Below are 22,090 nucleotides of genomic sequence, written 5' to 3' on the forward strand. Positions count from 1 at the left end.
AGAGGACTGCCTGGGGGCAGCCCGGATCATTCCTCCTGCCGGGCGTTCTGCGCTCGAGAATTGATGACCGTCCTATCCCGTCGGCCCTATGCGCATTGATTCCTTCTATCCGGGATTCGGCACCCATCCGCGAGGTGCAATTCCCTGCGGGAGAAATCGAATTGCCCGTTGTTGCGCGTAGGGTCGTCGACTTCATATGGTCAAATGACCTCCTTGGTGTCCCGCTGATCCCCGCAGTCAACGCACGGAGGGTCTTTGCCGTTACAATTGAGGACGTCATCGGTCTATCCAGGCGGCTGGCAGAGATCGTTCGCGCCTCTCCGGTGCTTGCTCGACTGATCGGCCCAGTCTCTGATGTGGAACTCGTCGCCGCGCTGGAGCGGCTCACTTTAGGTGACCTACTGCGTGCTGCACGACTTGATCCCGAGTCCTTCCTCGTCGCCGCTGCGGCCATTGATAGTGCATTCAACGGCTCGGGTAGTGATGCCGATGGCGGACAGTTCGGGCGGGTCACTTCGGCCCTTCCCGTACTTCCGAATGGTCAGGCCGATCGAAGAGTGGATCTGAACCCCTCTTCAGATGACCTGATGCCCGACCCGCCTGATCGGATGGCGGAGACCGGCTCGTGGAATCCGCAGTGGGCGAAGCGTTCTAAAGCTCGAACGACAGGGCTGAGCCGCGCTGCAGACTTCATCCCCGATCCGCTCCTGAGCGAGGAGGAGCAGCTCGCTTTGGCCGCTACTAGTGCGGAAGAATTGTCTGAGTTGCTGGCCGAACAGCCGCGAAGGGTACAGAATCTGCTGTTGCGAACCTTTGGTGGAGAAGACGGTCTTCGGCACTTCCTTGCCACGGCTGACAGATCTGACCTCTCGACCGTGCCCCAATTTGGTGTGCGAGCGAGGGCTCAGCTAAACGATTTCGTCAAGGCTCTTGCCGCCCAAGCGGCAACAAAGCAGTCGAAGGTTCCGTCCGAGGAACCTCCGAGGGCGACTTCAGTCGACTACCCTCCCCTAGACCCTCTGCCGGTTCCAGACTGGGCGGAGCTCATCAGAGGGGATGACCCCCGTTTCCAGGATCTGCTCGGATCTGGTCTAAACCTGGCAGCAACACTGCCTAAGCTTTCACCGCGAGCAGGTCGGGAGCTTCTAGAGCGGATTTGTAGGCGCAAAGATGTGTTGAAGGCCCCAACCGTCGAGGTTGAAGGGCGTGCGCTCGTGGCCGCGGCCTTAGGCCTGAACTCCGATAATCCACGGGTGGTCGCGATGGCCGCCCGTTTCGGTCTCGACGGCGGTAACCCGTCCACGATGGCGGAGATTGCCCAAGTGCTCGGTGTCAGCCGAGCGCGCGTTGGGCAGCTCTCCCAGCAAATGACTGCCCGCCTGCCCGCCGAGAAGGTTTGGGCGCCGCTTATGAATCAGATGGTCCAGACCATCGAGAGTGTCGTGCCATGTGCGCTGACCGACCTGAACGAGGCTCTCACCGGCGCTGGCTTGACTGAGCAGCCTTGGACAGTGGCGGCACTCGCAGCAGCCGCTGAACTGACCGGCAGAAAGCTTGACCTAGAGAATCTCGACGGGTTCGTTGTGAGCTCCGCCGAGGTCAAGGTGGCGAAGGAGATTGTCACTGTCGCCCGGCGGATCAGTGATCGCAACGGTGCGGCCTCGATCGATCAGGTTCTGGCGGAGACAACTGGGATCGACGGAGTCAATGAAGCGCTGGTGCGGGATCTCCTAGCGGGGCGCTCCGACGTCAGCTGGCTGGCAAGCGACTGGTTCTGGACCCGACACGGGCCGACGCGAAACCGTCTGGTCAATACTAGTCGACGTATTCTGGTCGTACAAGAACCCCAACTTCTTACGTCCATGATCGAGGGGGTAAGTCGAAATTACACATGGCGGAACTCCACCGGAGGGTCCTCACGCTCGACAGAACTCGAGGTGCCTCCGGACGAAATTGTCCGGGAGTTCTATTCCTGCCACCCATCGTTTACTGTAGACGCAGACGGTCGCATCAGGTCGGTCGATCCTATAGATCTGGAGAGCCTCGGACCGGAGAAGTTGACTCTGGTCGGAGTCCTCCGCTCCCAACGATGGTCAGCGATGACTCGCAACGACCTGATCGAGGCCTGCTGCGCCGAAGGAATGAATACGACAACGGTCTCGGTCTTCCTGACCTATGCAGAGTGCATCGAGAACTTTGGGCATAATGTCTGGGGGCTCCGCGGGTCAAGCATCCCGACCGATGTGATCGAAGACCTGCAGCGCAGTGCTCGAGCGCGCAACAGAGTAATGAACCGAGAACGGCATGAAGGCGTAACTGAAGGTGGGAGGCCCTGGTTCACCCAACGACTCACTCCCGGAATGCTCTTCTCGGGAGTGTTCAGCTCTAGCTGGAGCGCCAACCTCAACGAGGAGATTAATCTCGCGATAGTGGACGGTACAGACGGTCAACAGGTCGGCACCCTCCGACGATCGGGCCTCTTCCTCTACGGCCTTAGCAGGCTGATCCGAAAGAATCGCCCGGCCGTCGGCGACTTCATCCGAGTCGTTCTCTATAAAGAGGACGGCTACGCAGTAGCGGATCTCGGTGGCATCGAGCTCAGAGAGTCCCCAGAGGACTGGTCGTGATCAAACCTCGCCTCGTTGCCACCGCTCTCGCAAGGATGTAAAGCTCATCGAGCCGCAGCTGCAACCTCGTCCGACGGGTTAAGCCGGGGTTATCCCGGGTTGACGGTCGATGGATGGCTCACCGGCGAGCAGCCACCGCCGTGCACTAGTACCCGATCACGGCGACGCCCTCGAACGGCAGCTGGAGCCGGTCCGAGGCGTAGATGGCATCGAGTTGATCTTTTGTAGCGGCGTAGGCGAGTTTGGTCTCGACTCGGACTCCGCTGGTGAAACGGTACTTCTGGGGGACGAGCAGGGCGAGGAAGCGGGCGTCGAGGATCAGCGAGGTGCGGATAATGTCACGGTGGACTGCGTTGCTCTGGGCTCCGCGGCCCGCTTCGACCTCGACGACGATGCCGTGCTCGTCGTGGAAGGCGTCGATCTCGTAGGACAGTGACGGGCGTCCGTTGTCGCCGAACAAGACCGGCCGTTTGATCTTGTCGGCTGATCTCTTGCTGGCTTCGACGGCGTAGCCGAGCTCCGCGAGTGATGGTGCGAGAGCGCGCAGGACGTCGTCGCTCTTGATGCCGCGACGGTCATCGGGTGCTGTAGAGATCTGGTCCTGTGCTGCGGCGGTCGCTGCGGCGAGGTCGAGGGCCCATGAGGGTGGGCGGGTGTTCCTCGGGAAGTAGCTCCAGGCTGGGTAGTCGCTCTCCACGCTGCGGAGCGTATCGATCTCCGGGTCCAGGCCGTTGGGGCGATTTTCGCCCGGCAGATGGCACGCGCATGACGAGCCCCGGAGCTGTGGCTACTTCCCTAAGCGCTTGCGGACCTGAAAGGAGTCCCGGGTGATCGCGGCGGCAGGCACGATCACCCGGGACGTGCACGCGGGTCGGCTCTCGATGGGTAGCACGGTGTCGACGACGGCGAGCCAGCCGTTGCCCAGCGTGCGGATCCAGCCGGTGAGTAGTCCCGCCGTGGTGGTGATGTTCATGCCCGCGTGGCGCCAGTCGCCACGGGCGCGTCCGGTGAGTGCGGACAGGTCGACCCACACCGCCACGGCGGGTACGACTCGGCGTACGGCTGGGTGGTCGACGGCGAGGACGTCTGGCAGCTGCTGCCCGGCCTGACGTTCCACGGCCTGGAGTGTATCGAACAATAGTTCGACTTGATGGTTGCCTGTGCTGGCGGACAGGGCTGGCGGACAGGGAGGCCTGCGCGCCGGGAACGAGTAGGAGTCCGGCCTGTGGCCAGGACCGCTGGCTCCGGGGCGGATCCGGTGCATGCGCTGCGGTTGGTAGGGGCGCTCAGGGCCGCGCGGGCCGGGGAAGTGCTGGTGGTCGCCCTTCGGGCGGGGCCTGTCGGCCCTTGGCTTAGCACGGCCTCACTCGCCGTAAACGGTCGCTGCGCAAGCTCCGCGATCGCCTTCGGCGACGGCCTGCGGCCGCCGTTGACTGCGAGCCTCCGAGGCCGTGCCGGTGCGCCTTACCGCGGCGGGGGACAGCACCCCGCCACCCTAAGGGGACGGGCCGACAGACCCGGACCCCGCAGACTGCGGGAGGCCACCATGACCGGCAAGCAGCGCACCCGGAACACCACCACCGACCCGACGCCCGAGGGCGCGGCGGGCGGGATCGGCGAGCGTGCGGACGGTACGGGGCAGGTGATCGGGTTCTCGGTGAGGTTGGCCGGTCGGGTGCCGACCCGGCTGGATGTGCAGCACGCCGGGACCCCGGAGGCCCAGCTGGGGTTTTCGGCCGGGCCGGTGCTGGTGTATCTGGGTAGCCACTACACCGCGGCGCGGATCGCGCAGTCCTGGGCGGCCGCGGCGCCGGTGGCGACCTCGCTGGTGCCGCACCTGACTTCACGCCGGTCGGTGTTGACGGCGGGGCCGTGGTCGGTGTCGGCGATGGTGCGCCTGGGTGGGGAGGCCACGATCACCGGCGGGTTGCTGCCCGGTAAGCCGGGGTCGGAGCTGCCGGCGATCCTGCGGCTGCGCGTCGGGCCGATCACGTGGGAGCTGTGCGATGCCGCCGCCTACACCACGATGCTCGCCGCGTGGCGCAAGGCCGCGGCGTTGCTGGCGACTGTGGATGCGCTCGACCGTTTGTGAGCGGGTTGTGGGTGGTTCGGCCCGGCCGCTGGCGCGGCCGGGCCGTCCGCGTTCACGGTGGCGGGCATGCGATGGAAGGTGGGAGTGCTGCGGCCGGGCTGCGAGAACGTCGACTGGACCGCCAGCGGTGTCGAGGCGACCTGGACCCGCACGCAACGGAGGGCGTGCGACGAGCTGCGTCAGCTGGTGGCGGTGGAGGGGGCGGGTATGGAGTACCGGATGCAGGTCGGTTCGGTCCCGGTGTACGTGTGGCCGGGGGTGGACGTGGTTGGGCGGCTCGATCTCGACAACCTGACCGGGGGCGTCCTGCCCGCGGAGCTGTGACCGACCGGCGTGCAGGGGCTCAGATGGTCCCGCTCGTGTCGCCCGGCTTGCGGGGGTCGAGCGTGTCGAGCTCGTCGAGGTCCTCGGCGAGCTGGGTGCTGCTGGCCTCGGCGACACCGGGGATCACGCCGAGCGCGGTGACGGTGTTCTGGTGTCGGGTCGCGGCGAGCAGCCGCCGTCGGGCGAGTGGATCGTGGTCGGCGCCCGCGGAAGTGGCGATGTCGAGTGCCAGCCGGCACAGGTCGATGGCCCGGCGGTAGACGCCGACGAGCTCGCGGCGTGTGCCCGGCCGCAGGATCCGGGCGGCGGATCGCCGCGACGAGCCGCTGCGGCGGCGTGATCGGTAGGCGTCGAGGGCGAACCGCGGTGTGCGGGCCTTGGCGAGGTCCGCGGAAGCGGTGGTGTGTGCCCTGTGGAGCCGGTCGGGGTCGGCGTCGAGGTGTTCGAGGAGGTAGCGGGCGAAGCTGTCCTGCCACGCCGTCGAGCGGTCCATCCACACCGGCTCGGCCGCCGAGGCCACGTTCAGCACGGCCGGCCCGGGATCGGACTCGTAGAGCAGGCAGTTCGCCGCGAGCGACCACGCCAAGTGGGCATCCGCCTCAGCCTGGCTGCCGCCGCCTCGGCTGGTCTGGTCGGCGCTTTGATCGGTCATGAGCGACGAGGCTAAGAGGCCCAGCCCCTACAAGGACGCAGTTCAAGTGGATTCGTTCGCGATCGCGAACGGGCCCAGCCGCTCGTACTGGGTGGAGGCGTCACACCCGGAGATCGGCAGGGGCCGGCAGGGGCCGGGGTCAAGCCACCGGCCTGGTCGGTGCGTTCACAGTAGCGAACAGATCATCCGAAAAGGACGATCCGCATGGCATGGGTAGGCGACGCTGCCGGCTCACACCGACGAGTGGAGAGCTGACAGAGATGCCGAGCATGGGATCGAGGCGAGTCGCTGCCGCGGCTGCGGCCGTGTTGGTGACGCTGACCGTGGTCGCCGCCGACCCGGGGCCGCGGTCACGAGTCTCGGAAAGTGCCTGGACGGGTGTGGTGGTTCCGGCGGCGTTGAGCGGTGCGCAGCCGGTCGGGCCGTTGACGCCGCTGGACTGGGACCCGGAGTCGGGGCCGGGGGAGACACGGGGGATCCGCGCCGGCGGCGGGGTTGTTCAGACCGCGGTCGGGCAGCTCAGCAGCGGCTGCACCGCAACGGTGATCCCGTCACGGTCGAGGCGGATCGCGGTCACCGCCGCGCACTGCGTGTACGTCCCCGAGGCCGCGCCGTGGCGCAGCTTCCATCCGGACATGCCGGTGGGGTGGCGCACCGAGGGGCTGGAGTTCTGGCCCGGCCGGGTCGGCGACACCGCACCGTTCGAGGCGTGGGACGTCGAGCGGGCCATCGTCGACCAGGGATGGATGGCTGGCGGTGAGATGACCTTGGACTTCGCGTTCCTGCTGATCGCGCCCCGCGACGGTGTTCCGGTTCAGGATCTGGTCGGGGCCGAGGGGATCTACTTCAACCACGAGCAAGCCCGCTCGGAGGTGACGGTGATCGGCTACCCCGCGGAGGGGCGCTTCGACGGGCGCACCCAGCGGTTGTGCAGCAGCAGCGCCACGGACCGCATCCCGGACACCCCCTATTTCGCGCTCGCCGGGCCTGACCAGCTCGCGATCGACTGCCAGATGACCCGCGGTGCCTCCGGCGGACCGTGGCTGGCCGATTTCGACGCCGCTACCGGTCTCGGGCTCGTCATCGGTGTCTCGGCCGGAATCAACAACGACTCGACGTTCCTGACCGGTACCCCGTTGCGAGACCCGGCCCGGATCCTGTTGCAGCAGATCGACGACATCGCGCCGCCGCCGTGAGTCTGCGCGGCACACCGCGACGGACGGACGACCAGTAGGGGATGCGTGCGTGTGGATAGGGTCGGGTGGTGCCGTTGCCTGATGTGACTGCCGACGACGTCGTCGGAGCGCTCGACGAATTTGATGCACTTGGCAGGCGGGAGTTCCTGTCCAAGTACGGGTTCGGTGAGTCGCGCAGCTACTTCCTCGTGTACCGCGGGAAGGAGTACGACTCGAAGGCCGTCGTCGGTGCCGCGCACACCCGCCGCCACGGTGTCCGTCTCACAGCCGCGGACTTCAGCGGGGGCGAGGCCACCGTGCAGAAGCTCCTTGAGGGGCTCGGGTTCGCCGTCGCGGTCCGGCAGAGCTCCGCCGCGGCGAACGGTGGGCCGACCGCCGGCAGCTTGGGTGCATGGGTGCTCAAGTGCAATCCACAGGTCTGGAACTTCGCCGGATTCCTCGCCGGGGACGAGCGGATGATCGACGACTGGACGGTGCAGGAGGGCTACCGATCAGACATGATCGAGCACGGGCAGCGGGTGCTGCTGTGGGTGACCGGCAGCATCGACGGGCCCCTGCCGCGCGGCTTCTGGGGTTCGGGCTGGACCACCGGCACCGTGCAACACCTCGCCGCCACCGGAGACGGTGACGACGCTGTCGACGGCGATGTCGTGGATTACTGGCTCGACCTGGACGCTCGCGACCGCATGCGGATCGCCGCCCCGCTCGAGCTGCAGGTCTGGGACACCCCGATCCGGGAGACCCAAGTCGTCGACGTGCTCGGCCCGGACAGCCTCGAGGTCATGCGAGCGCGACAGATGTCCAACCCGAGCTGGATCAGCGCCGACGACCTTGCCCGCCTTGAGCCCCTACTACCGCCCTGGGCGGAACTCGGTGCGCCGGTCGAGCAGGTCATCACCCTCGACCCCGCGGACGGAGCCGGGTTCGGCGACCCCGTCACCCGACGGCTCGTCGAGATCGCTGCGGTTGGCGCTACGAGGGAGTACTACGAGTCTCGTGGGTACGAGGTGCGCAGCGTCGAGCATGAGAACTGCGGCTGGGATCTGACCTGCACGGCTCCCAACGGCGACATCGCCCGCGTCGAGGTCAAGGGCACCGCCGGAGCGAGGCCGATCGTGCTACTGACCCGCAACGAGTACCGATCGGCGACCGAGGACGCAGGCTGGGTCCTGGCGGTCGTCACAAGGGCAGCGACGCGACCGACCGTCTCGATCCACCAGCCGCGCGAGGTGCTCACAGAGGCGGAACCCTATGTCTACAAGATCAGCTTTGAGGAATGAAGTCTGGCCTGGTTGCCAGCCCTGCCGGTGTCGTCCAGCCTATCCGGGGTGACTTCGCCTGCTCGGTCGCAGCAGGGGGCAGTCTGCCGCGGCTGTCACGAGGTGGGCGTGAGGATGATAGAGATCGCCCCGTCCGGGCGCGTCGTGAGTTCGATGTGGCCTTCAGAATTCAGTGTCAGCGTGTGGCCGGCCTGCGTAGTGTCGCCTGCGCGGATCTTGTCGAACCACCGGATGAACTCGGGGATCGTCCCAATCTGGCTGACGCGCTGGTGTAGGGCGGTCTGCTCGTGGCCTCGGACGAACTCTCCCGCGTGGATCTCGGTGCCGCAGCCGCACGCGCACGGCCAACCGCCGATGGCGGTGTCGAGGTAGGTGACGGGATTGCGGACCCGGGTGGACTCGGGCTGGTCGTTGCCGACGAAGGCCTCGAACACCGGGTGTCCCTCCGTGAGCACGATGCCCTCGATGGCCTTCTTCGCGGGGTTGTTCGGGGAGGGGACGATGGCGGTGATCTCAGCGGCCAGGACGATCGTGCGGGTCGCGTGCTCGGAGAACAGTGCGTATCGCTCGCGTTGGGCTCGTTCGCCGAGGACCCAGTCGGCGCGGTTCGCCAGCCAGTTCTCGGTGGGTGTCCGCTCCGGGTCGTAGCCGAAGTAGGTGCGCCCGAGCGCATCAGCCTGTGCGAGCTGGACGGGACGGGCGAGGGTGATGTGGATTGCCATGGCAGGGGCCTCTACGGGTCGGATGCGTGGGGATGGACTCAGTCGCGCAGGTACGTGATCGGGTTGCGCACGCGAGCGGAATCCGGCTGGTCCTGGCCGACGTACTCGTCGAAGACCGGGTGACCGGGGCCGAGTAGGACGCCCTCGATGGCCTTCTTCGACGGGTGATTCGGGGAGGGGACGATGTCCGTGATCTCGGCGGCAAGCACGATCGTGCGCGTGGCATGCTCGGTGAACAGCACGTAGCTCTCGCGCTCCGCTGGTTTCCCGAGCACCCAGTCTGCACGGTTCGCGAGCCAGTTCTCCTCGTCGGACTTCTGCGGGTCGAACCCGAAGTAGGTACGTCCCAGTGCATCAGGGGCGGGTAGCTGGACAGGCCGAGCGAGGGTGACGTGGAGCGGCATCTGCTAGCCTCCATCGAGTAGAAGACCCGACTATCCGTCGGACAGGAGAAGCGTCGCAGGACGTACCCAGATAGTCAAGAGCACCTGACTACCTATCTATGGCGCTCTGGTTGCTCGGCGAGGCTCCGCGCTTCGCCAGCGCAGCAGGTCGCTGGCGACGTACTGGCCAGCAATGGCGTGACTGTCGGGATTTATGTGATCGCCCGCAGCCCGGCCGAGGTGGTCGCTCCCGGGATCCGCTCCGTCTCGAGGGCTTCGAGGAGGAGCGCAGTGACGGAGTCATCGGTGACCCGCCGTCGGGTACCTGGACACCGGTTGGTGTCGTCGGGAGTGGGGTGGGGAACGAGCCGGCTGGACTGGTCGGCCCGCACGGGACGGGTGCACGATGGGCAGGGGTATCGGCGCTGGTAGACCTCGCGTGAAACTCGTTCGGCCCAGCGTCGCTGCGGAGGTGCCGATTCCTCTTCCTGGGCCAGCGACTCGAGGGCCCAGGTACGGCCGCCCTTGAATGTGTTGCAGCCTTCGCAGAGGATCGTGAGGTTGTCCAGCGACGAGTCTCCGTCGGCGGAGATCGGGATGATGTGGTCGAGGGTCAAGGGGTTGGACGGGTGGTCACGGGCGCCGCACCATCGACAGGGTTCGAGTCCGGCGCGCATCCGTGCCCGGTAGAGGCGACCCCAGGCCGTCTGCTTCCAGCGTCGACGCAACGACTCGGCCCGTCCCGTCGAAGCGGCGGCGGGCTCGGTGAAGGTCGTGTCCGTCATGGTGCCCCGATCGCCGGCGTGCTGGTCGACGACAGCATGGCGGGCGGGACCGACAGAAATCCGTTGCTGAAGTACTCAGCGCACGTACCCCAGCCTGGGCCCCTGGCATCAGCGTTAGGGAAGGCCCCGGGCCGTCCGGGGACGCGGGGTGCTCACCAGCTCACCGCCTGGACTGGCAGAGCGTGCTCTGCATGAACACGATCTTGATCCACCGACTGATCCACGAACTGCTGCGCACTCGTACCTCTGGCGTGCGCTGACAGCGGCCAGTCCAAGCTCCCCATAGGCGGCCATTTACCGCCCCGGTGATGGCCGGCGTTCTCCCCGCTGACGGCCAGATATCTCCCCGGTGATCCACAGCAGATGACCGGCGGCGAGGGTCTGCCGGTGAAGCGGAGCGAGGAGATCGTGGAGATTCTCGAGGCCTACGACCTCACGGGCAGTTACCGTGCGGCGGCCGAGCTGGCGGGGTGTGACCACCACACCGTGGCCCGATACGTGGCGCTGCGCGCGACCGGGGAGCCGGTGGTGGCCCGCGAGCACCGGGCCCGACCGATCGACGCCTACCTGGCCAAGATCGAGGAGCTGGTGGCCCGCTCCAACGGGCGGGTGCGCGCCGACATCGTGCATGAGCGCATCGTCGCGATGGGCTTCACCGGAGGGGAGCGCACCACCCGTCGCGCGGTGGCCGAGACGAAGGCGCGGCTGCGCGCCGGGCAGCGGCGGGTGCTGCGGCCGTGGGTGCCCGAGCCGGGTCTGTGGTTGCAGTGGGACTGGGCGGAGGGCCCACGGATCGGCGGGCGCCGGACGAACCTGTGGTGCGCGTGGCTGGCCTGGTCGAGGTTCCGGGTCGTGCTCGCGGTCTGGGACCGCACCCTGCCCACGATCGTGGCCTGCCTGGACACCACCCTGCGTCGTTTGGGTGGGGTGCCGACCTACGCGCTGACCGACAACGAGCGCACCGTCTCGGTCGACCACGTCGCCGGAGTGCCGGTGCGCAATCCGGAGATCGTTCATGTCGCCCGCCACTACGGGATGACCATCCGCACCTGCGTGCCGGCCGACCCGCAGACCAAGGGCGGCAGCGAGGCGACGGTGCGGATCTCCAAGGCCGACCTCGTCCCCACCGAGGTCAACCTCGCCGACGAGTACCGCGTGTTCGGCCAGCTCGAAGCCGCCTGCCGAGGATGGTGCGAGAAGGTCAACACCCGCCCGCACCGCGAGACGAGGCGGCCGCCGGTGGAGATGCTCGCCGAGGAACGCCTGCGCCTGCACCCCTTGCCTTCCACTCCGTTCACGGTCGCGTTCGGCACCACCCGTCGGGTGAACTGGGACGCCACCGTCTCGGTCGAGGGCGTGCGCTACTCGGTGCCCCACGAGCTGGTCGACACGCGGGTCTGGGTCCGCTTCCACGGCGACGACCTCATCGTCACTGCCGTCGGGCAGGACGGGCCGGTCCAGGTCGCACGGCACGGACGGTCGACCCCGGGCAGCCCGGTCATCGACGACGCGCACTACCCGCCGCGCACCGCCGCGGCGAACGCGCACGGCGAGCGGACACCGCGGGCCACCAGCGCTGCGGAGGCGGCGTTCCTCGCGCTCGGGCCGGGCGCTGCGGCCTGGCTGGTCGAGGCGGCCGCGGCCGGGGCCCGCGGGGTCCGGCGGAAGATGACCGAGGCCGTCGCGCTGGCCAAGCTGCACCCGCCCGGGCAGGTCGACCAGGCCCTGGGCACCGCGGCGATCGCGGGACGGTTCGCCGAGAACGACCTGTTGCGCATCCTCGCCCACCAAGCCGGGGAGACCGTCGCCAAGCCCGCCACGCAGGCGAGTGAGACCCACAGCCTCCAGCCGGGCACCGCCGCCTGGTCCGGCTTCGGCCTAACTCCTGGCCCCGAACCAGATCCTGACCCCGGCACTGAGTCCGGCACTGGGTCCGCTGGGCCGCAACCGACTGGAGAGCCCGCATGAGCGCTACCACGACACCGAGCTCGGCGGGCGTTGCCGGCTCGGCCGGTGATCCGCTGGCCGAGGCGGTCGAGCTCACCCGCCGGCTCAAGCTCCCGCACATCCGCCGCCACCTGCTCGAGCTCATCCCGACCGCGCGAGCCCAGCGCTGGGACCACGCCGAGCTGGTCCGAGTGCTGCTCGCCGAGGAGGCCGCCGGCCGGGACGCGACGAACCTGCGGACCCGCCGCGCCCGCGCCGGGTTCCCCGCCGGGAAGACCCTGCAGGACTGGGACGCCTCGGCCTCGACGATCCCGCGCCCGACCCAGGACGCGCTCACCAGCCTGGAATGGGTCGGCCGCCGGGAGAACCTCTGCGTCTGCGGCCCGTCCGGGACGGGGAAGAGCCACTTCTGCGAAGCGCTCGGGCAGGCCGCGGTCGAGGCCGGGATGACCGTCGCCTGGTTCACCATCGAAGACCTCGGCGCGTTCGTCCGCCGCCACCGCGCCGACGACTCGATCACCCGCGCGCTGGCCCGGCTGATCCGCACCGACCTGATAATCGTCGACGACATCGGGCTGCTGCCCGTCTCACCGGATGCCGCGGAGGGCTTCTATCGGCTCGTCGACGCCGCCTACGAGCGGCGCTCGCTGGCCGTCTCCAGCAACCTGCACCCCTCAGGGTTCGACGAGATCATGCCGAAGACCCTCGCCACCGCCACGGTCGACCGGCTGCTCCACCACGCCCACATCGTCGTCACCCAGGGCGACAGCTACCGCCTCGCCCAGGCCACCTCTGGCAAGGGGGTGAGCCCGTTGACCTGACCCGGGCACGACCCCAGGCGGGGAAATATCTGGCCGCCGTCGGGGAGAACCAACTGGCCACCAGTGGGGAGAACTACTGGCCGCCAACGGGGAGAACGAGCTGGCCGTTGACATGCGCTCGGGCGCTCGCTGTCCCAGAGAAATCGCTGCTTGCCGGTGATGGAGTCGACTGCTCCCCAACTACGGATCAGGTGCTGCCCCGCTTCGTTCATCACTCACGCTCGTGCCGGTTCACGCGGGGTGTGTCGAGTGGTGGCTCCGCCTCCCGTCCTGCCTACATCAACGATTGGCTCTCGTAATCGCGTCGCGCATGTCGACGAGTAGCTTGACTTGTAGGGTTTCTCCGGGAGATATCCCGAGATCGGCAATGGATCGGTCATCCTTGGCTGCGCCGACGGTTGTAGCGTAGGCGCGACCAGCTGGTCTCAAGAATGTCCCGTCGTTCGAGACTAGTACCCACCACTCGCCGTAAGTGTGAGCAGGAACAGTGTCGTTCAATGCGAAGAAGATTCGGTCAAGAAGTATGCCTACTGTCGTGTGTTCACCCACTGGGATGGTCAGTATCCCGCCGTTTTCTCCGTCATCCTCCGGTAACAGTACTCTGACACTGTTCTGCTGGATCTGAGTTTCGGCGACTCTGCTCGCAACCGCTTCCAGCTCGGCAGGTGTCGCTGCGCCACGCGGCAGGTACTCTCTAAGCCCTTGCTCGATTGCGTTCGTCATGAGCTGCAGAAGGTCCTTGTTCTGATCTTCGGCAGTCTTGGAGGTTCTAGCTCCTTTCGTGGCGTTGACGAATTCGTCAATAGTCGTGCCTTTCGAGTAGTCGCCTGGCGCGTACAGCACTTCGGGCCTCTTAAGCAAGAGGAAGAATAGGCCGATAGCTACTACGAGAGGGAAAGTGACCGAGAAGACTGTGAAGATCAGCCGCGGGGCGTTCTCGGTCTGGGTGGCAGCGACGCCTGCCGTGACCTCGCACAGAGTAAGAAAGATCGCTACTGTTGCAAGCGGGTTGGCGACCCGCGAGATGCGCTTGGTGGTGCTTGTCGACGACTCTGACATCATTCACATCCTCCGCATCTCAGGCGACGGCGTTTGAGGAGGCTGGGGTGGGCGTTCTGAGAGACGCAATCGCACCGTTTCATTTGATCTAAATAGTGGTGTCGGTCCGTTGCTGCCTATTGCCAACGAATTCCGGTGGCGTCGTATTGCCCCCAGATGCTCGGTCCAGGTGCTAGAGGAGGCCCATCATCACTACCACCGATGTTGACTCCGAGTCGCCGGCCTCGTTCGTAGGCGTATGGTCGCAACTGGTAGGCACCTTGTTACTGGCTAGTCGAGGTCCAAGTTGTCCAGTCGCGACTGGCGGCCCTCGAGGTCATGCCAGCGCGACAGATGTCCAACCCGAGCTGGATCAGCGCCAACGACCTGGCTCGCCTTGAGCCCCTGCTACCGCCCCGGCCGGAAGTCGGCGTGTCGGTAGAGCAGGTCATCACTCTCGACCCCGTGGACGGCGCCGGTTTCGGTGATCCCGTCACCCGACGACTCGTGGAGATCGCCGCGGTAGAGGCCACGAGGGAGTACTACGGGTCTCGTGGATACGAGGTGGGCAGCGTCGAGCACGAGAACTGCGGCTGGGACCTGACCTGCACGGCTCCCGACGGCGAGGTCGACCGCGTCGAGGTCAAGGGCACCGCCGGGGCAAAGCCGACCGTGCTGGTGACCCGCAACGAGTACCGGCTGGCGAGAGAGGACGCAGGATGGGTCATGGCGGTGGTGACCCGAGCAGCGACGCGACCGACGGTCTCGATCTACCAGCCATCCGAGGTGCTTACATGGGCAGAAGCCTACGTCCATAGGATCAATATCAACCGCTGATCGCCGGGGCTGTATGCGTCCGGGCCAGTCACAACCTCCCATTGGCTTGATGGCGCCTCCCAGAGGCCCTCGGACATCACAAGACCCATCGGAGAGGTAAGCCTCTACCCCCAGCCTCCAGCTGTCAAAATTATGATTGCGACTGAAACCAACGCGAGGACTACAAATGCAGCGCGCCACCAGTTCCCGCTGCGTTGCCTGCCGAATAGGGATAGTCGGTCCGCGCGTAGGCGTTGATGATAGGTCTTAAGTCGAAGACGCTGCTCGATCTCCGCGAGCTCTTCTCGATCGATAACCAGCATCTGACGGTGTTTCGTCATTAATTGAAGGCAGAGAATTGATAAGACTAAATTGAGCCCCGCCGCAATAAGCCGCGCAGACGTCGCTGCTGCCGGGCTCAGGGCGATGGTCATCAGGAAAGCCTGGGCGGCCAGGGCAAGCGTAGGAGTTTGCCATACTAGTGTATTGTGATTGAGGGCGCGCGCAGCGAGCGCCGAGTACGCTACACGAAGGTTCGCAGCGCTCTCAGAATTCCTGGCTCCGTCAGCCGCGACCACCCTAGTGATTAACCTGTGAGAGCCAGGCCACAGCTCAAGTTCCCCGACGTCCCCTACGGGGAACCATTCGAACCGAGCCGCCTCACCCGCTACCTTGTAGTCGGATTCCTCGAATTCGCCAACGAAGCAGAGGCTGATGGCGTGCTTTCTGGGGTCCTCTCCGAAGTGGGCCCAGGGATTCGGTTGCTGTCGATCTGGATTTATCTCCTCTGGAAACCATTGCATTGTAATCAGTGGATCAGCCTCGAGGAAGCTGATCCTCGCGCCCGGAAGGGTGGCCGCTGCATGTCGAGATAGCGCAGCGCTGACCGATTCGCCCCTGTTGATCCGGCCGCCGAGGTGACACCAAAGAGCCTGGTCGCCGAATGGATTGCTTCTCCGAATTAGGCCGATGAGCTCGACTGTACCCGTTAAATCCCGTCGTACCGGAACGAAGTCGACGCAGGCTATCGGCATGCGCTCCTGAATTAGTTCCCACTCCGCCGTCTCAATCCAGCCGTCGGCGAGCGCTGGTGTGGAGGGATCGGCCCCTGCCCTTCTGGGGTCCGCAGGTTCCAACTCAGAATCCTTAGCCATCGATGTGTGACAACTTTACGGTGCGGGCCTTGCCTCCTCAAGGTGAGGCAGGTGTCGGCGGCTCCACCGGAACGCGTTCAAGCGTAGTGCTGAGTGGATGCCACGGGTCGTGGGACGCGGTCTCGGCGCTCGACTGGCCTTCCGTTGGCGAGCCCGTGTTCCGAGCGCGTGCCGCAAAGTTTCTGTCAGTAGAGTCTGGGCGACACACGAAGGATCCGCGCCGCGGACACACCGCCTACGAAACGCTGCGCTGCTGAGATCCGTCACGCGAGGTACTGGATTCGGGTGGTGCCGGCGGTGAGGCGTGGGTCTATGGCGACCAACCTGGTTCTTGTCCTTCGTGTGCCGCTTCGGGCTCTGCATGCCAGTCCGGCTGAACAGCCGGGGCACGTCGCCGCGGCGACGATCTCCGGTCATCAGTCACGGCGGCGGCTTCCGTCTGAAGTCGGCGGCGCACCGCGTCGAAGTCCGCGAGCATTCCTGCATAACCGCTCGAGCGGGGTCTGATCGTGGAGGACGGCACGCACGCGGACCTCGTGGCCGCGGACGGCCGGTACGCCCGGATGTCGGCTTCCTGGAACGCAGGGGTTCGGCCCGGCGAGACGTAGGAAGTTTCATCCGCCTTGTTCGCAACATTCTCCAGGCCGAGCGCTGCCCGCCTTCCGGACCGGCACCGCCCGGCCCGTCACAGCCGGGACGCCGCTCGGCACGGCGGCTACGAACAGCTCTGTCGGGGTGCGGTCGGGTTCGGCCCGCAGAGGTCGACGGTTCCGTGGCTGTCCTGGTAGTAGGCCATATCGGTGGGGTGGTCGAGGCGGATCGACATGGCGGTACCCGCGGACGGGAGGTTGGTGCCGTAGTCGCTCGACGGCGCCCTGGTGCTGCCTTCGGAGAACCATGTGCTGGTGATCGTTCCGGTGAAGTTCGGATCAGTACCGCTTTTCAGCGTGAACTTTACGTTGTAGTAGCAGGGCTGGGCGCTGCCCGACCCAGTGGTGCAACCGCCCGCGGGCCCGTGGATCAGGTACATCGCTGTACCCGTGCCGTCAGCGGCCAGCTGAAGTGTCCTGCTCCGACCGGACCATTGGCCCGACGGGAAAGTGCCGCCGGCCTGGGCGGGCGGCCTGCTCGCTGCGGCTGCCGGCGAGGTGGCGACGTAGTAGGCGGTTCGCACCGCGACCGTGCTGAGCGGCCCGTCGGCGGTGCCCTTGCGCACCGTCCACGTGGTGCTCGACATGTCGATGTCAGGCCGGCCCCTCGTCCCCCACAGGACGACGAACCCGGCGCCGTTGTCGCAGGAGTAGGCGCCGTAGGCGTTCGGGTCGTCCGACCGTCCGGACCATGATCCGCCGTTCCGTAGTCGGCAGCGCGATCCGTCGACGAGCTCGAGCCCGAGCGGTGACGGGTTCGGCCCGGCCTCGACCTCGAAGTTCGCTTTGGTCGCTGGGTAGCGGGTAAGGGTCTTCTCCCACGGGGAGGGTAGGCAGAGCACGGACCTCTCGCCGGGCTCGGCCCAGCAGGCGTCCGCGCCGGCTGCGGAGGGGGCGCACACGTGGATCGCGTTGTTCACAGCGGCCGGGGAGGGATAGCCGCAGTCGACGGTCAGCGCAGCGTCGGTGACCTTCCAGCCCGAGGCAGCGTGGCCGGTGCTGTCGACCGGCTGAAGGTTGACCCGGTTCGTCGGGACCCCCGCGCTGGTGGCGCGCGCGTTGCGCACGGCGTCGGCGGTGAGATCGAGGACGCGGGGCTCGACTGGCATCCCCGACGTCGACGGGTTGATCTCGGTGTGGAAGCAGGGCGTGAACGCGGTGTACGCGGCGATCTGCAGAGTCGCGGCGCTCGGCCTGCCCGCGGCCAGGTCGTCGAGCGCGGCGTTGTCGAGGAACTCGTTGCCGAAGGTCGCGGCGGCGACACCGAGCGGCGTCCGTGCGCCGACCGCCGCTGCCATGAGGTAGTCGGTGTCATAGTTGCACTGCACCGTGTTCAGCGTGGCCTTCACTCGTGGTGGCTTCGTGCCGGGGACGGAGGCGAGGTAGCCGCTCGCGGAGTCGGCGGGGACGATGCCGTCGCCCCAGGCGGAGATCTCGGCGGACGGGCCGAGCTTGATGGGCCCCAGCCCGAACAGGGTCCGCTTGATCGTGATCTGGGTGCCGATCTCGTCGATGGTGATGCCCGACGGCATGTACGGCGGCACCTCACAACCCTTCGGCTGGAAGCCGGGCGCGGCCAGGCACTCGCGGGCGGGCATCCCTTCTGGTTGGACAGGAACGGCGCGGTTCACCCAGCGCTCGACGAACGTGGCGAAACCGGTGTTCCCCCAAGGGCTTCCGAGGTGCGGCGTCGACAGCGTCACCAGCCCTGACATGGCATCGGAGACGGGGGTCCCGTTGACCGTCGACTTCAGGGTGGACGCGAATCTCGAGGCGATCCCGCCCATGGAATGGGCGACGACGACGACCTTCTGCCGTCTCCCGCCCTTCTCCCACGCGGACACGATGTAGTCGGCCAGACACTGCGGCGTCTTCGTCCCGAGGCCAGGCCAGGTGGTGGCCCCGGGGCCCCAGTCGAACCGGAGATAGGTGTACTGCCCCCGAGGCAGGCGTTGGTCGAGCCCTTGGGCGGTCCCGAGCATGCCGCCCGCGTCCGAGGTCCAACCGTGAACCAGGACTACCGGCGTGCCGACGACGTCGGTCGGCACGGTGCAATTGTCGGCGGCGTGTGCGGGTGTCACGGTGGGCCCGAATGCTAGGAGTACGAGCACCGCGACCGCCGTCGCGAGTGCCCTCACGATGCGGGCGCCGTGGACACGATCTGCCATCCGAGCTCGCCACCTCGCCGGATGTGGACGAGCCACGGCTTCCCGCCCGCTGTCGCGCGGACGAGGGCATCGGTGCCGTTGTCATCGGACACGGAGTTCGGGTCGATGGTCAGGGCGAGGGCGGCCACGTCTCGAGCGAAGCCCGGGTCCAACTCGTCTCCCTCGGCCATCGCTATCACCTGAGCTGCGCGCTGGGGATCACCGGAGCCCAAGGCGTCCTGCAACGCTGCGGCCTGCTGGGCGGTGAAAGCTGGGTTCTGGGAGGCAGCGGGGGCCACGTCGTTCGGCCCCGACCCAAGCACAAGGAACAGGACGGCGCCCGCGGCGACCAGCACACCGACGGCAGCGAGTCCGATGATCCACACCCGCCGAGACATGACACGTCAGTCGAACTTGCGGGGGTCCTCGTTACGACATCCAGGCTCGGGAGTCGTGGCATGACGCGTGGCATGAGTGCCAGGTTCGCCGTGGTCGGTCAGAGTCTTGAGCACTGCGAGCCGTGCGATCGGTGCTGGTAGAGCGCTGAGCGACGCACATCGGTTGCCTCGTAATGCGTAGGTCTGGGGTTCGACTCCCCAAGGCGGCTCCACAAATCCCCTGGTAGAACGCTTGCCGGGGGATCTTTCATGTCACCGGAGAAGTGCAACCACAGCAGTGTGTGTCCGTTGTGATCCCAGCAGTGCGCCTCGTGCGTGCGCGTAAGGGCGGTCTCACACACACCACTACACCGGTCGGCCATCATCATGACCATGTGGCGCGCACAGCTGGGTCCGCACTACGACGGGGATCCTCGGCAGGGCGGGGTGGGAGACACGACGCGGCGCTGCATCGTCGAGGTCGTCTGTCCGGACTGCAACAACGTCCTCGGCCGAATGCACGATGAGCCGGGCGGTGTCGGCCTGGCCGTGTGGGTGCCCGCTGAGGGGCAGTCGCCCTCGAACGTCACAAGCAAGCGGCTCGGCTGGACGCTGTACTCGCTCATCAGCGATCCCGAGCTCGGCGACGATGAGGCCTCGGTGCTGAACTGCTGGCGCGGCCACGGCGGTCTCTGGATCACGGTTGGCGAGTGCCGGGCCTCGGTCGAGCGGTACCGGGCGAAGGGACGCAAGGTCCGTCTCGTCGTGGGTCGCATGCCCGACGAGCCTGCTAATGTCTAGTTAACTGATCGCCTGAGGCGGGACCGCTCGCCAACGTCGGACTTGAGGCAGTCGACATGTGATCCCTCTGGGGGAGACGTGTCTCTTGCGGTCGACGTTCTGGTCGTTCTCGCTGTCCTTCGGTTCCTGCTCCTTGCGGTCGTCGTGGGCGTCGCGCTCAAGACCAACAACAAGCAGCGTAGAGAAGCCGCGCTGACCATCATCAAGGTTCTGCGGCCCGGTCTTTCTCGGCTTCGGCGGGACCTCCCCGGTGGCTCGTCCTGAGGGCGTCTACGCGTTCGCGCCCATGTCGTCACCCTCGTCGATATGTGCAGTCGATCCCTGGGCTGCTCTGGGCCGACGTGCGGGGGTGTGGCTACGCGTCGCGTCGAGCGCGGGGCACCATTGCTGCCGTCTTCTCGGCCGCAGCAGCCGAGAGTTGCGGGTAGACGCTGGTGTACGTGTTCGCCGTGAGCGCGATGGTCGAATGGCCCAGGGTCTCTTGAATGATCTTAAGGTCGACCCCTGCGGCCATCATCAGTGATGCAGCGCCATGACGGAGGTCGTGCAGCCTGATCGGGGGCAGGCCTGCACCGATGATGAGTTCGTCCTGGAACTGGTCTGTGACGTCGTTCGGGTGCAGGGGCGAACCGTCCTCGCGAGTGAAGACCTTGCCGGACTCGACCCAGGCTTCGCCCCACATCATGCGGTCGACGAGCTGCTTCTTCCGATGGCTGCGCAGGGCCTCCACCGTGCCCTCGTCCAGGGCAATCGAGCGGTCACCAGCGTCAGACTTCGGCGTGTCCTCGACAACTCGACCGCCGACGACGATGCGCTCTCGAACGACGGCGATGGTCCCGCGCTTGAGATCGACCTCGGGCCATTCCAACCCGCAGGCTTCGCCCCGTCGCAATCCGCGAAAGGCGATCAGGTGCCAGAGGGCGTAGAGGCGATCGGACGCCGCATGGTCGAGGAACTGCCCGAGCTGATCGGCCGTCCACACCATGACCGGGCTCGGAGTGGGGACCTGCTGACGGGCCCGCTTCGTGATCTTGCCGTTCCTCATGAGCTTGTCGACCTCGGCCTGCCACCGCTCGACCCGCTGTTCGGTCCAGATGAGCGCCTTCGGTCGCTTACCGCTTTCGAGCTTGACCAGCGCAGCAGGGTTGACCGTGATGAGCCCCTGTCGCACAGCGTCGCCCAGGGCCGTTCTCAGCGACGCTCGTACGCGTTGGCGTGTGGCAGGCCCGCCCCCTCGTGAGCCCGGAACCTTGCCAACCTGGGCAAGCATCGTGGCGACGTGCTGCACCCGCAGATCCGCCAGCAGGATGTGGCCGATCAGCGGGTCGAAGTACAGCTCGATGTGCCGTCGGTACGAGTGAGCCGTGCCCTCCTTGACGTCGGTCTTGGCATCGATCCACTCAGCGAGGAACTGCCCGACCGTGAGGCGACGAGTGACGACCACACCCCGGGCGGCCTTGCTCTTGAGGTCGTCCATCGCAGCCTGAGCGTCGCCCTGTGTCTCGAAGCCGCCTTGGACGACTCGCTCCTTCTTTCCGAGCTCGCCCTCGACGTAGATCTTGAACGTCCAAGTGCCGTGCTTCGGGTTCCAGCCACCACCGGGCCGCTTGAGCTTCGGGCAGCTGCGCCCGAGTTGCTTGCGCTTGCCGTCGACTACGACCGTGCAGCCGCATCGCTTGTAGGTCGACCCCCGGCTGCTCACGACAGCTCCCGCACGGTCGGCTCGATCTCGCGCGTCATGCGCTTGGTCATGCCTGCGCGGAGTGTGCGGGCACGTTGCGGGTCCCCGACATCACCGAGGCGCCGGTCCCGTTCCTCAGCGAAGGAGCGGCCCCAAAGTTGTTGTGCAGCTTGCTGAACGACCGGGGCCTCGGCGTCGAGACGATGCGCGACGAGCTGCTCCGTGCGGTCGACATCGGGCACGTTGCTCATGTCTACGATGATCCCGTCGATCTTGAGCGAGCGCCCGCGGCCGAGCGTCGCGCGAAGATCTGCGCGGCTGACGGCAATCTCAGGCGTGAGCGCCACCTGCCCGTCGCCCTCGAACCAGTCGGCCAACTTCATGTCGTACGCGGACGACAAGAGAAGCAGTTCCTCGACGGACAGAGACTCTCGACGACCTGTCTCCAGCGAGGCGACATGGTCCCTCGACCACGTCAGTCCGGCCCAGCGCGCGTGTTGAGCAGCATCGCCCTGCGTGTGGCCCCTCTCGATGCGGCGACGGGCTAGCACCTCGCCGACCAGCTGTCCTACGGATTTCACCTCGGTCATGTGTGTG

22 protein-coding genes are annotated in these 22,090 nt (G+C 66.6%); 10 read left to right on the plus strand and 12 right to left on the minus strand.

All coding sequences use genetic code 11. The features are described from left to right. The first annotated feature begins 161 nt into the window (after positions 1-161). A complete protein-coding gene (locus L3X23_RS25875; protein ID WP_237195285.1) occupies positions 162-2,627 on the plus strand; it encodes a hypothetical protein in 2,466 nt (821 codons plus the stop codon). Between the two features lie 145 nt (positions 2,628-2,772). On the opposite strand, the gene L3X23_RS25880 is transcribed toward L3X23_RS25875, so the two are convergent. Both L3X23_RS25880 and L3X23_RS25885 read right to left on the minus strand, forming a co-directional pair. Beyond that, on the minus strand, positions 2,773-3,324 hold the full coding sequence (locus tag L3X23_RS25880) for a hypothetical protein (RefSeq protein WP_237195287.1): 552 nt from the start codon (positions 3,322-3,324) through the stop codon (positions 2,773-2,775). Positions 3,325-3,414: 90 nt separating this feature from the next. Beyond that, the gene (locus L3X23_RS25885; protein ID WP_237195289.1) at positions 3,415-3,744 is read right to left on the minus strand and encodes a hypothetical protein; all 330 of its coding nucleotides are present in this window, start codon (positions 3,742-3,744) and stop codon (positions 3,415-3,417) included. Between the two features lie 429 nt (positions 3,745-4,173). Between L3X23_RS25885 and L3X23_RS25890 the strand changes: the two genes are divergently transcribed. Together L3X23_RS25890 and L3X23_RS25895 are read left to right on the plus strand one after the other, a co-directional pair. Next, positions 4,174-4,719, plus strand: coding sequence for a hypothetical protein (locus L3X23_RS25890; RefSeq protein ID WP_237195291.1), 546 nt, complete (start codon positions 4,174-4,176; stop codon positions 4,717-4,719). A gap of 66 nt (positions 4,720-4,785) precedes the next feature. Then, entirely contained in the window at positions 4,786-5,043 is a 258-nt protein-coding gene (locus L3X23_RS25895; protein WP_237195293.1) for a hypothetical protein, read from the plus strand. A 19-nt stretch (positions 5,044-5,062) separates the two neighbouring features. On the opposite strand, the gene L3X23_RS25900 is transcribed toward L3X23_RS25895, so the two are convergent. After that, entirely contained in the window at positions 5,063-5,695 is a 633-nt protein-coding gene (locus L3X23_RS25900; protein ID WP_237195295.1) for a hypothetical protein, read from the minus strand. A 398-nt stretch (positions 5,696-6,093) separates the two neighbouring features. On the opposite strand from L3X23_RS25900, the gene L3X23_RS25905 reads away from it, so the two are divergent. Both L3X23_RS25905 and L3X23_RS36310 read left to right on the plus strand, forming a co-directional pair. Next, complete coding sequence (locus L3X23_RS25905; protein WP_237195296.1) at positions 6,094-6,891, plus strand: serine protease; 798 nt, start codon at positions 6,094-6,096, stop codon at positions 6,889-6,891. Positions 6,892-6,974: 83 nt separating this feature from the next. Further along, positions 6,975-8,171, plus strand: coding sequence for a DUF3883 domain-containing protein (locus L3X23_RS36310; RefSeq protein WP_237195298.1), 1,197 nt, complete (start codon positions 6,975-6,977; stop codon positions 8,169-8,171). Between the two features lie 95 nt (positions 8,172-8,266). Here the strand turns inward: L3X23_RS36310 and L3X23_RS25915 are convergent, their stop codons facing one another. The 3 genes from L3X23_RS25915 to L3X23_RS25925 form a co-directional block, all read right to left on the minus strand. Further along, entirely contained in the window at positions 8,267-8,893 is a 627-nt protein-coding gene (locus L3X23_RS25915) for a hypothetical protein (protein ID WP_237195300.1), read from the minus strand. A gap of 38 nt (positions 8,894-8,931) precedes the next feature. Continuing rightward, positions 8,932-9,297 (minus strand): hypothetical protein, encoded by a 366-nt coding sequence (locus L3X23_RS25920; protein ID WP_237195301.1) that lies wholly within the window; start codon positions 9,295-9,297, stop codon positions 8,932-8,934. A gap of 191 nt (positions 9,298-9,488) precedes the next feature. Then, positions 9,489-10,061 carry an HNH endonuclease signature motif containing protein gene (locus tag L3X23_RS25925; RefSeq protein ID WP_237195303.1) on the minus strand — a complete coding sequence of 191 codons (573 nt, stop codon included), beginning with the start codon at positions 10,059-10,061 and terminating at the stop codon, positions 9,489-9,491. A 387-nt stretch (positions 10,062-10,448) separates the two neighbouring features. Here L3X23_RS25925 and istA point away from each other — a divergent pair, with 387 nt between their 5' ends. Together istA and istB are read left to right on the plus strand one after the other, a co-directional pair. Next, positions 10,449-12,029: an IS21 family transposase gene (istA, locus tag L3X23_RS25930; RefSeq protein ID WP_237197903.1), complete on the plus strand. Its 1,581-nt coding sequence runs from the start codon at positions 10,449-10,451 to the stop codon at positions 12,027-12,029. Further along, positions 12,026-12,829, plus strand: coding sequence for an IS21-like element helper ATPase IstB (istB, locus tag L3X23_RS25935; protein ID WP_237190164.1), 804 nt, complete (start codon positions 12,026-12,028; stop codon positions 12,827-12,829). Before istA ends, istB begins: the two co-directional genes overlap by 4 nt. Positions 12,830-13,108: 279 nt before the next feature. On the opposite strand, the gene L3X23_RS25940 is transcribed toward istB, so the two are convergent. Continuing rightward, positions 13,109-13,888, minus strand: coding sequence for a hypothetical protein (locus L3X23_RS25940; RefSeq protein WP_237195305.1), 780 nt, complete (start codon positions 13,886-13,888; stop codon positions 13,109-13,111). A gap of 333 nt (positions 13,889-14,221) precedes the next feature. Here L3X23_RS25940 and L3X23_RS25945 point away from each other — a divergent pair, with 333 nt between their 5' ends. Then, positions 14,222-14,704, plus strand: a complete 483-nt coding sequence (locus tag L3X23_RS25945; protein WP_237195309.1) for a DUF3883 domain-containing protein — start codon at positions 14,222-14,224, stop codon at positions 14,702-14,704. Positions 14,705-14,808: 104 nt separating this feature from the next. Here L3X23_RS25945 and L3X23_RS25950 read toward each other — a convergent pair whose 3' ends face one another. The 3 genes from L3X23_RS25950 to L3X23_RS25960 form a co-directional block, all read right to left on the minus strand. Then, complete coding sequence (locus L3X23_RS25950; protein ID WP_237195317.1) at positions 14,809-15,837, minus strand: DUF4916 domain-containing protein; 1,029 nt, start codon at positions 15,835-15,837, stop codon at positions 14,809-14,811. Positions 15,838-16,552: 715 nt separating this feature from the next. Continuing rightward, positions 16,553-18,535, minus strand: a complete 1,983-nt coding sequence (locus L3X23_RS25955) for a triacylglycerol lipase (RefSeq protein ID WP_237195318.1) — start codon at positions 18,533-18,535, stop codon at positions 16,553-16,555. 86 nt (positions 18,536-18,621) lie between these two features. Beyond that, the gene (locus L3X23_RS25960) at positions 18,622-18,825 is read right to left on the minus strand and encodes a hypothetical protein (RefSeq protein ID WP_237195319.1); all 204 of its coding nucleotides are present in this window, start codon (positions 18,823-18,825) and stop codon (positions 18,622-18,624) included. Positions 18,826-19,404: 579 nt separating this feature from the next. Here L3X23_RS25960 and L3X23_RS25965 point away from each other — a divergent pair. Further along, entirely contained in the window at positions 19,405-19,812 is a 408-nt protein-coding gene (locus L3X23_RS25965; RefSeq protein WP_237195320.1) for a hypothetical protein, read from the plus strand. Positions 19,813-19,890: 78 nt separating this feature from the next. Then, positions 19,891-20,076: a hypothetical protein gene (locus tag L3X23_RS25970; protein ID WP_237195321.1), complete on the plus strand. Its 186-nt coding sequence runs from the start codon at positions 19,891-19,893 to the stop codon at positions 20,074-20,076. A 91-nt stretch (positions 20,077-20,167) separates the two neighbouring features. Here L3X23_RS25970 and L3X23_RS25975 read toward each other — a convergent pair whose 3' ends face one another. Both L3X23_RS25975 and L3X23_RS25980 read right to left on the minus strand, forming a co-directional pair. Next, on the minus strand, positions 20,168-21,514 hold the full coding sequence (locus tag L3X23_RS25975) for a tyrosine-type recombinase/integrase (RefSeq protein WP_237195322.1): 1,347 nt from the start codon (positions 21,512-21,514) through the stop codon (positions 20,168-20,170). Further along, positions 21,511-22,083 (minus strand): helix-turn-helix domain-containing protein, encoded by a 573-nt coding sequence (locus tag L3X23_RS25980; RefSeq protein ID WP_237195323.1) that lies wholly within the window; start codon positions 22,081-22,083, stop codon positions 21,511-21,513. Before L3X23_RS25980 ends, L3X23_RS25975 begins: the two co-directional genes overlap by 4 nt. Positions 22,084-22,090: the final 7 nt, after the last annotated feature.

Origin of the sequence: Pseudonocardia sp. WMMC193, assembly GCF_021728735.1 — a bacterium.
Lineage (GTDB): Bacteria > Actinomycetota > Actinomycetes > Mycobacteriales > Pseudonocardiaceae > Pseudonocardia > Pseudonocardia oroxyli.

What these genes read in the sequence shown, in the direction of transcription:
- L3X23_RS25890 (WP_237195291.1), top strand. Translation starts at nt 4,174, where the DNA reads ATGACCGGCAAGCAGCGCACCCGGAACACCACCACCGACCCGACGCCC.
- L3X23_RS25895 (WP_237195293.1), top strand. Translation starts at nt 4,786, where the DNA reads ATGCGATGGAAGGTGGGAGTGCTGCGGCCGGGCTGCGAGAACGTCGAC.
- L3X23_RS25900 (WP_237195295.1), bottom strand. Translation starts at nt 5,695, where the DNA reads ATGACCGATCAAAGCGCCGACCAGACCAGCCGAGGCGGCGGCAGCCAG.
- L3X23_RS25915 (WP_237195300.1), bottom strand. Translation starts at nt 8,893, where the DNA reads ATGGCAATCCACATCACCCTCGCCCGTCCCGTCCAGCTCGCACAGGCT.
- L3X23_RS25920 (WP_237195301.1), bottom strand. Translation starts at nt 9,297, where the DNA reads ATGCCGCTCCACGTCACCCTCGCTCGGCCTGTCCAGCTACCCGCCCCT.
- L3X23_RS25925 (WP_237195303.1), bottom strand. Translation starts at nt 10,061, where the DNA reads ATGACGGACACGACCTTCACCGAGCCCGCCGCCGCTTCGACGGGACGG.
- istB (WP_237190164.1), top strand. Translation starts at nt 12,026, where the DNA reads ATGAGCGCTACCACGACACCGAGCTCGGCGGGCGTTGCCGGCTCGGCC.
- L3X23_RS25940 (WP_237195305.1), bottom strand. Translation starts at nt 13,888, where the DNA reads ATGTCAGAGTCGTCGACAAGCACCACCAAGCGCATCTCGCGGGTCGCC.
- L3X23_RS25945 (WP_237195309.1), top strand. Translation starts at nt 14,222, where the DNA reads ATGTCCAACCCGAGCTGGATCAGCGCCAACGACCTGGCTCGCCTTGAG.
- L3X23_RS25950 (WP_237195317.1), bottom strand. Translation starts at nt 15,837, where the DNA reads ATGGCTAAGGATTCTGAGTTGGAACCTGCGGACCCCAGAAGGGCAGGG.
- L3X23_RS25960 (WP_237195319.1), bottom strand. Translation starts at nt 18,825, where the DNA reads ATGGCCGAGGGAGACGAGTTGGACCCGGGCTTCGCTCGAGACGTGGCC.
- L3X23_RS25965 (WP_237195320.1), top strand. Translation starts at nt 19,405, where the DNA reads ATGTGGCGCGCACAGCTGGGTCCGCACTACGACGGGGATCCTCGGCAG.
- L3X23_RS25980 (WP_237195323.1), bottom strand. Translation starts at nt 22,083, where the DNA reads ATGACCGAGGTGAAATCCGTAGGACAGCTGGTCGGCGAGGTGCTAGCC.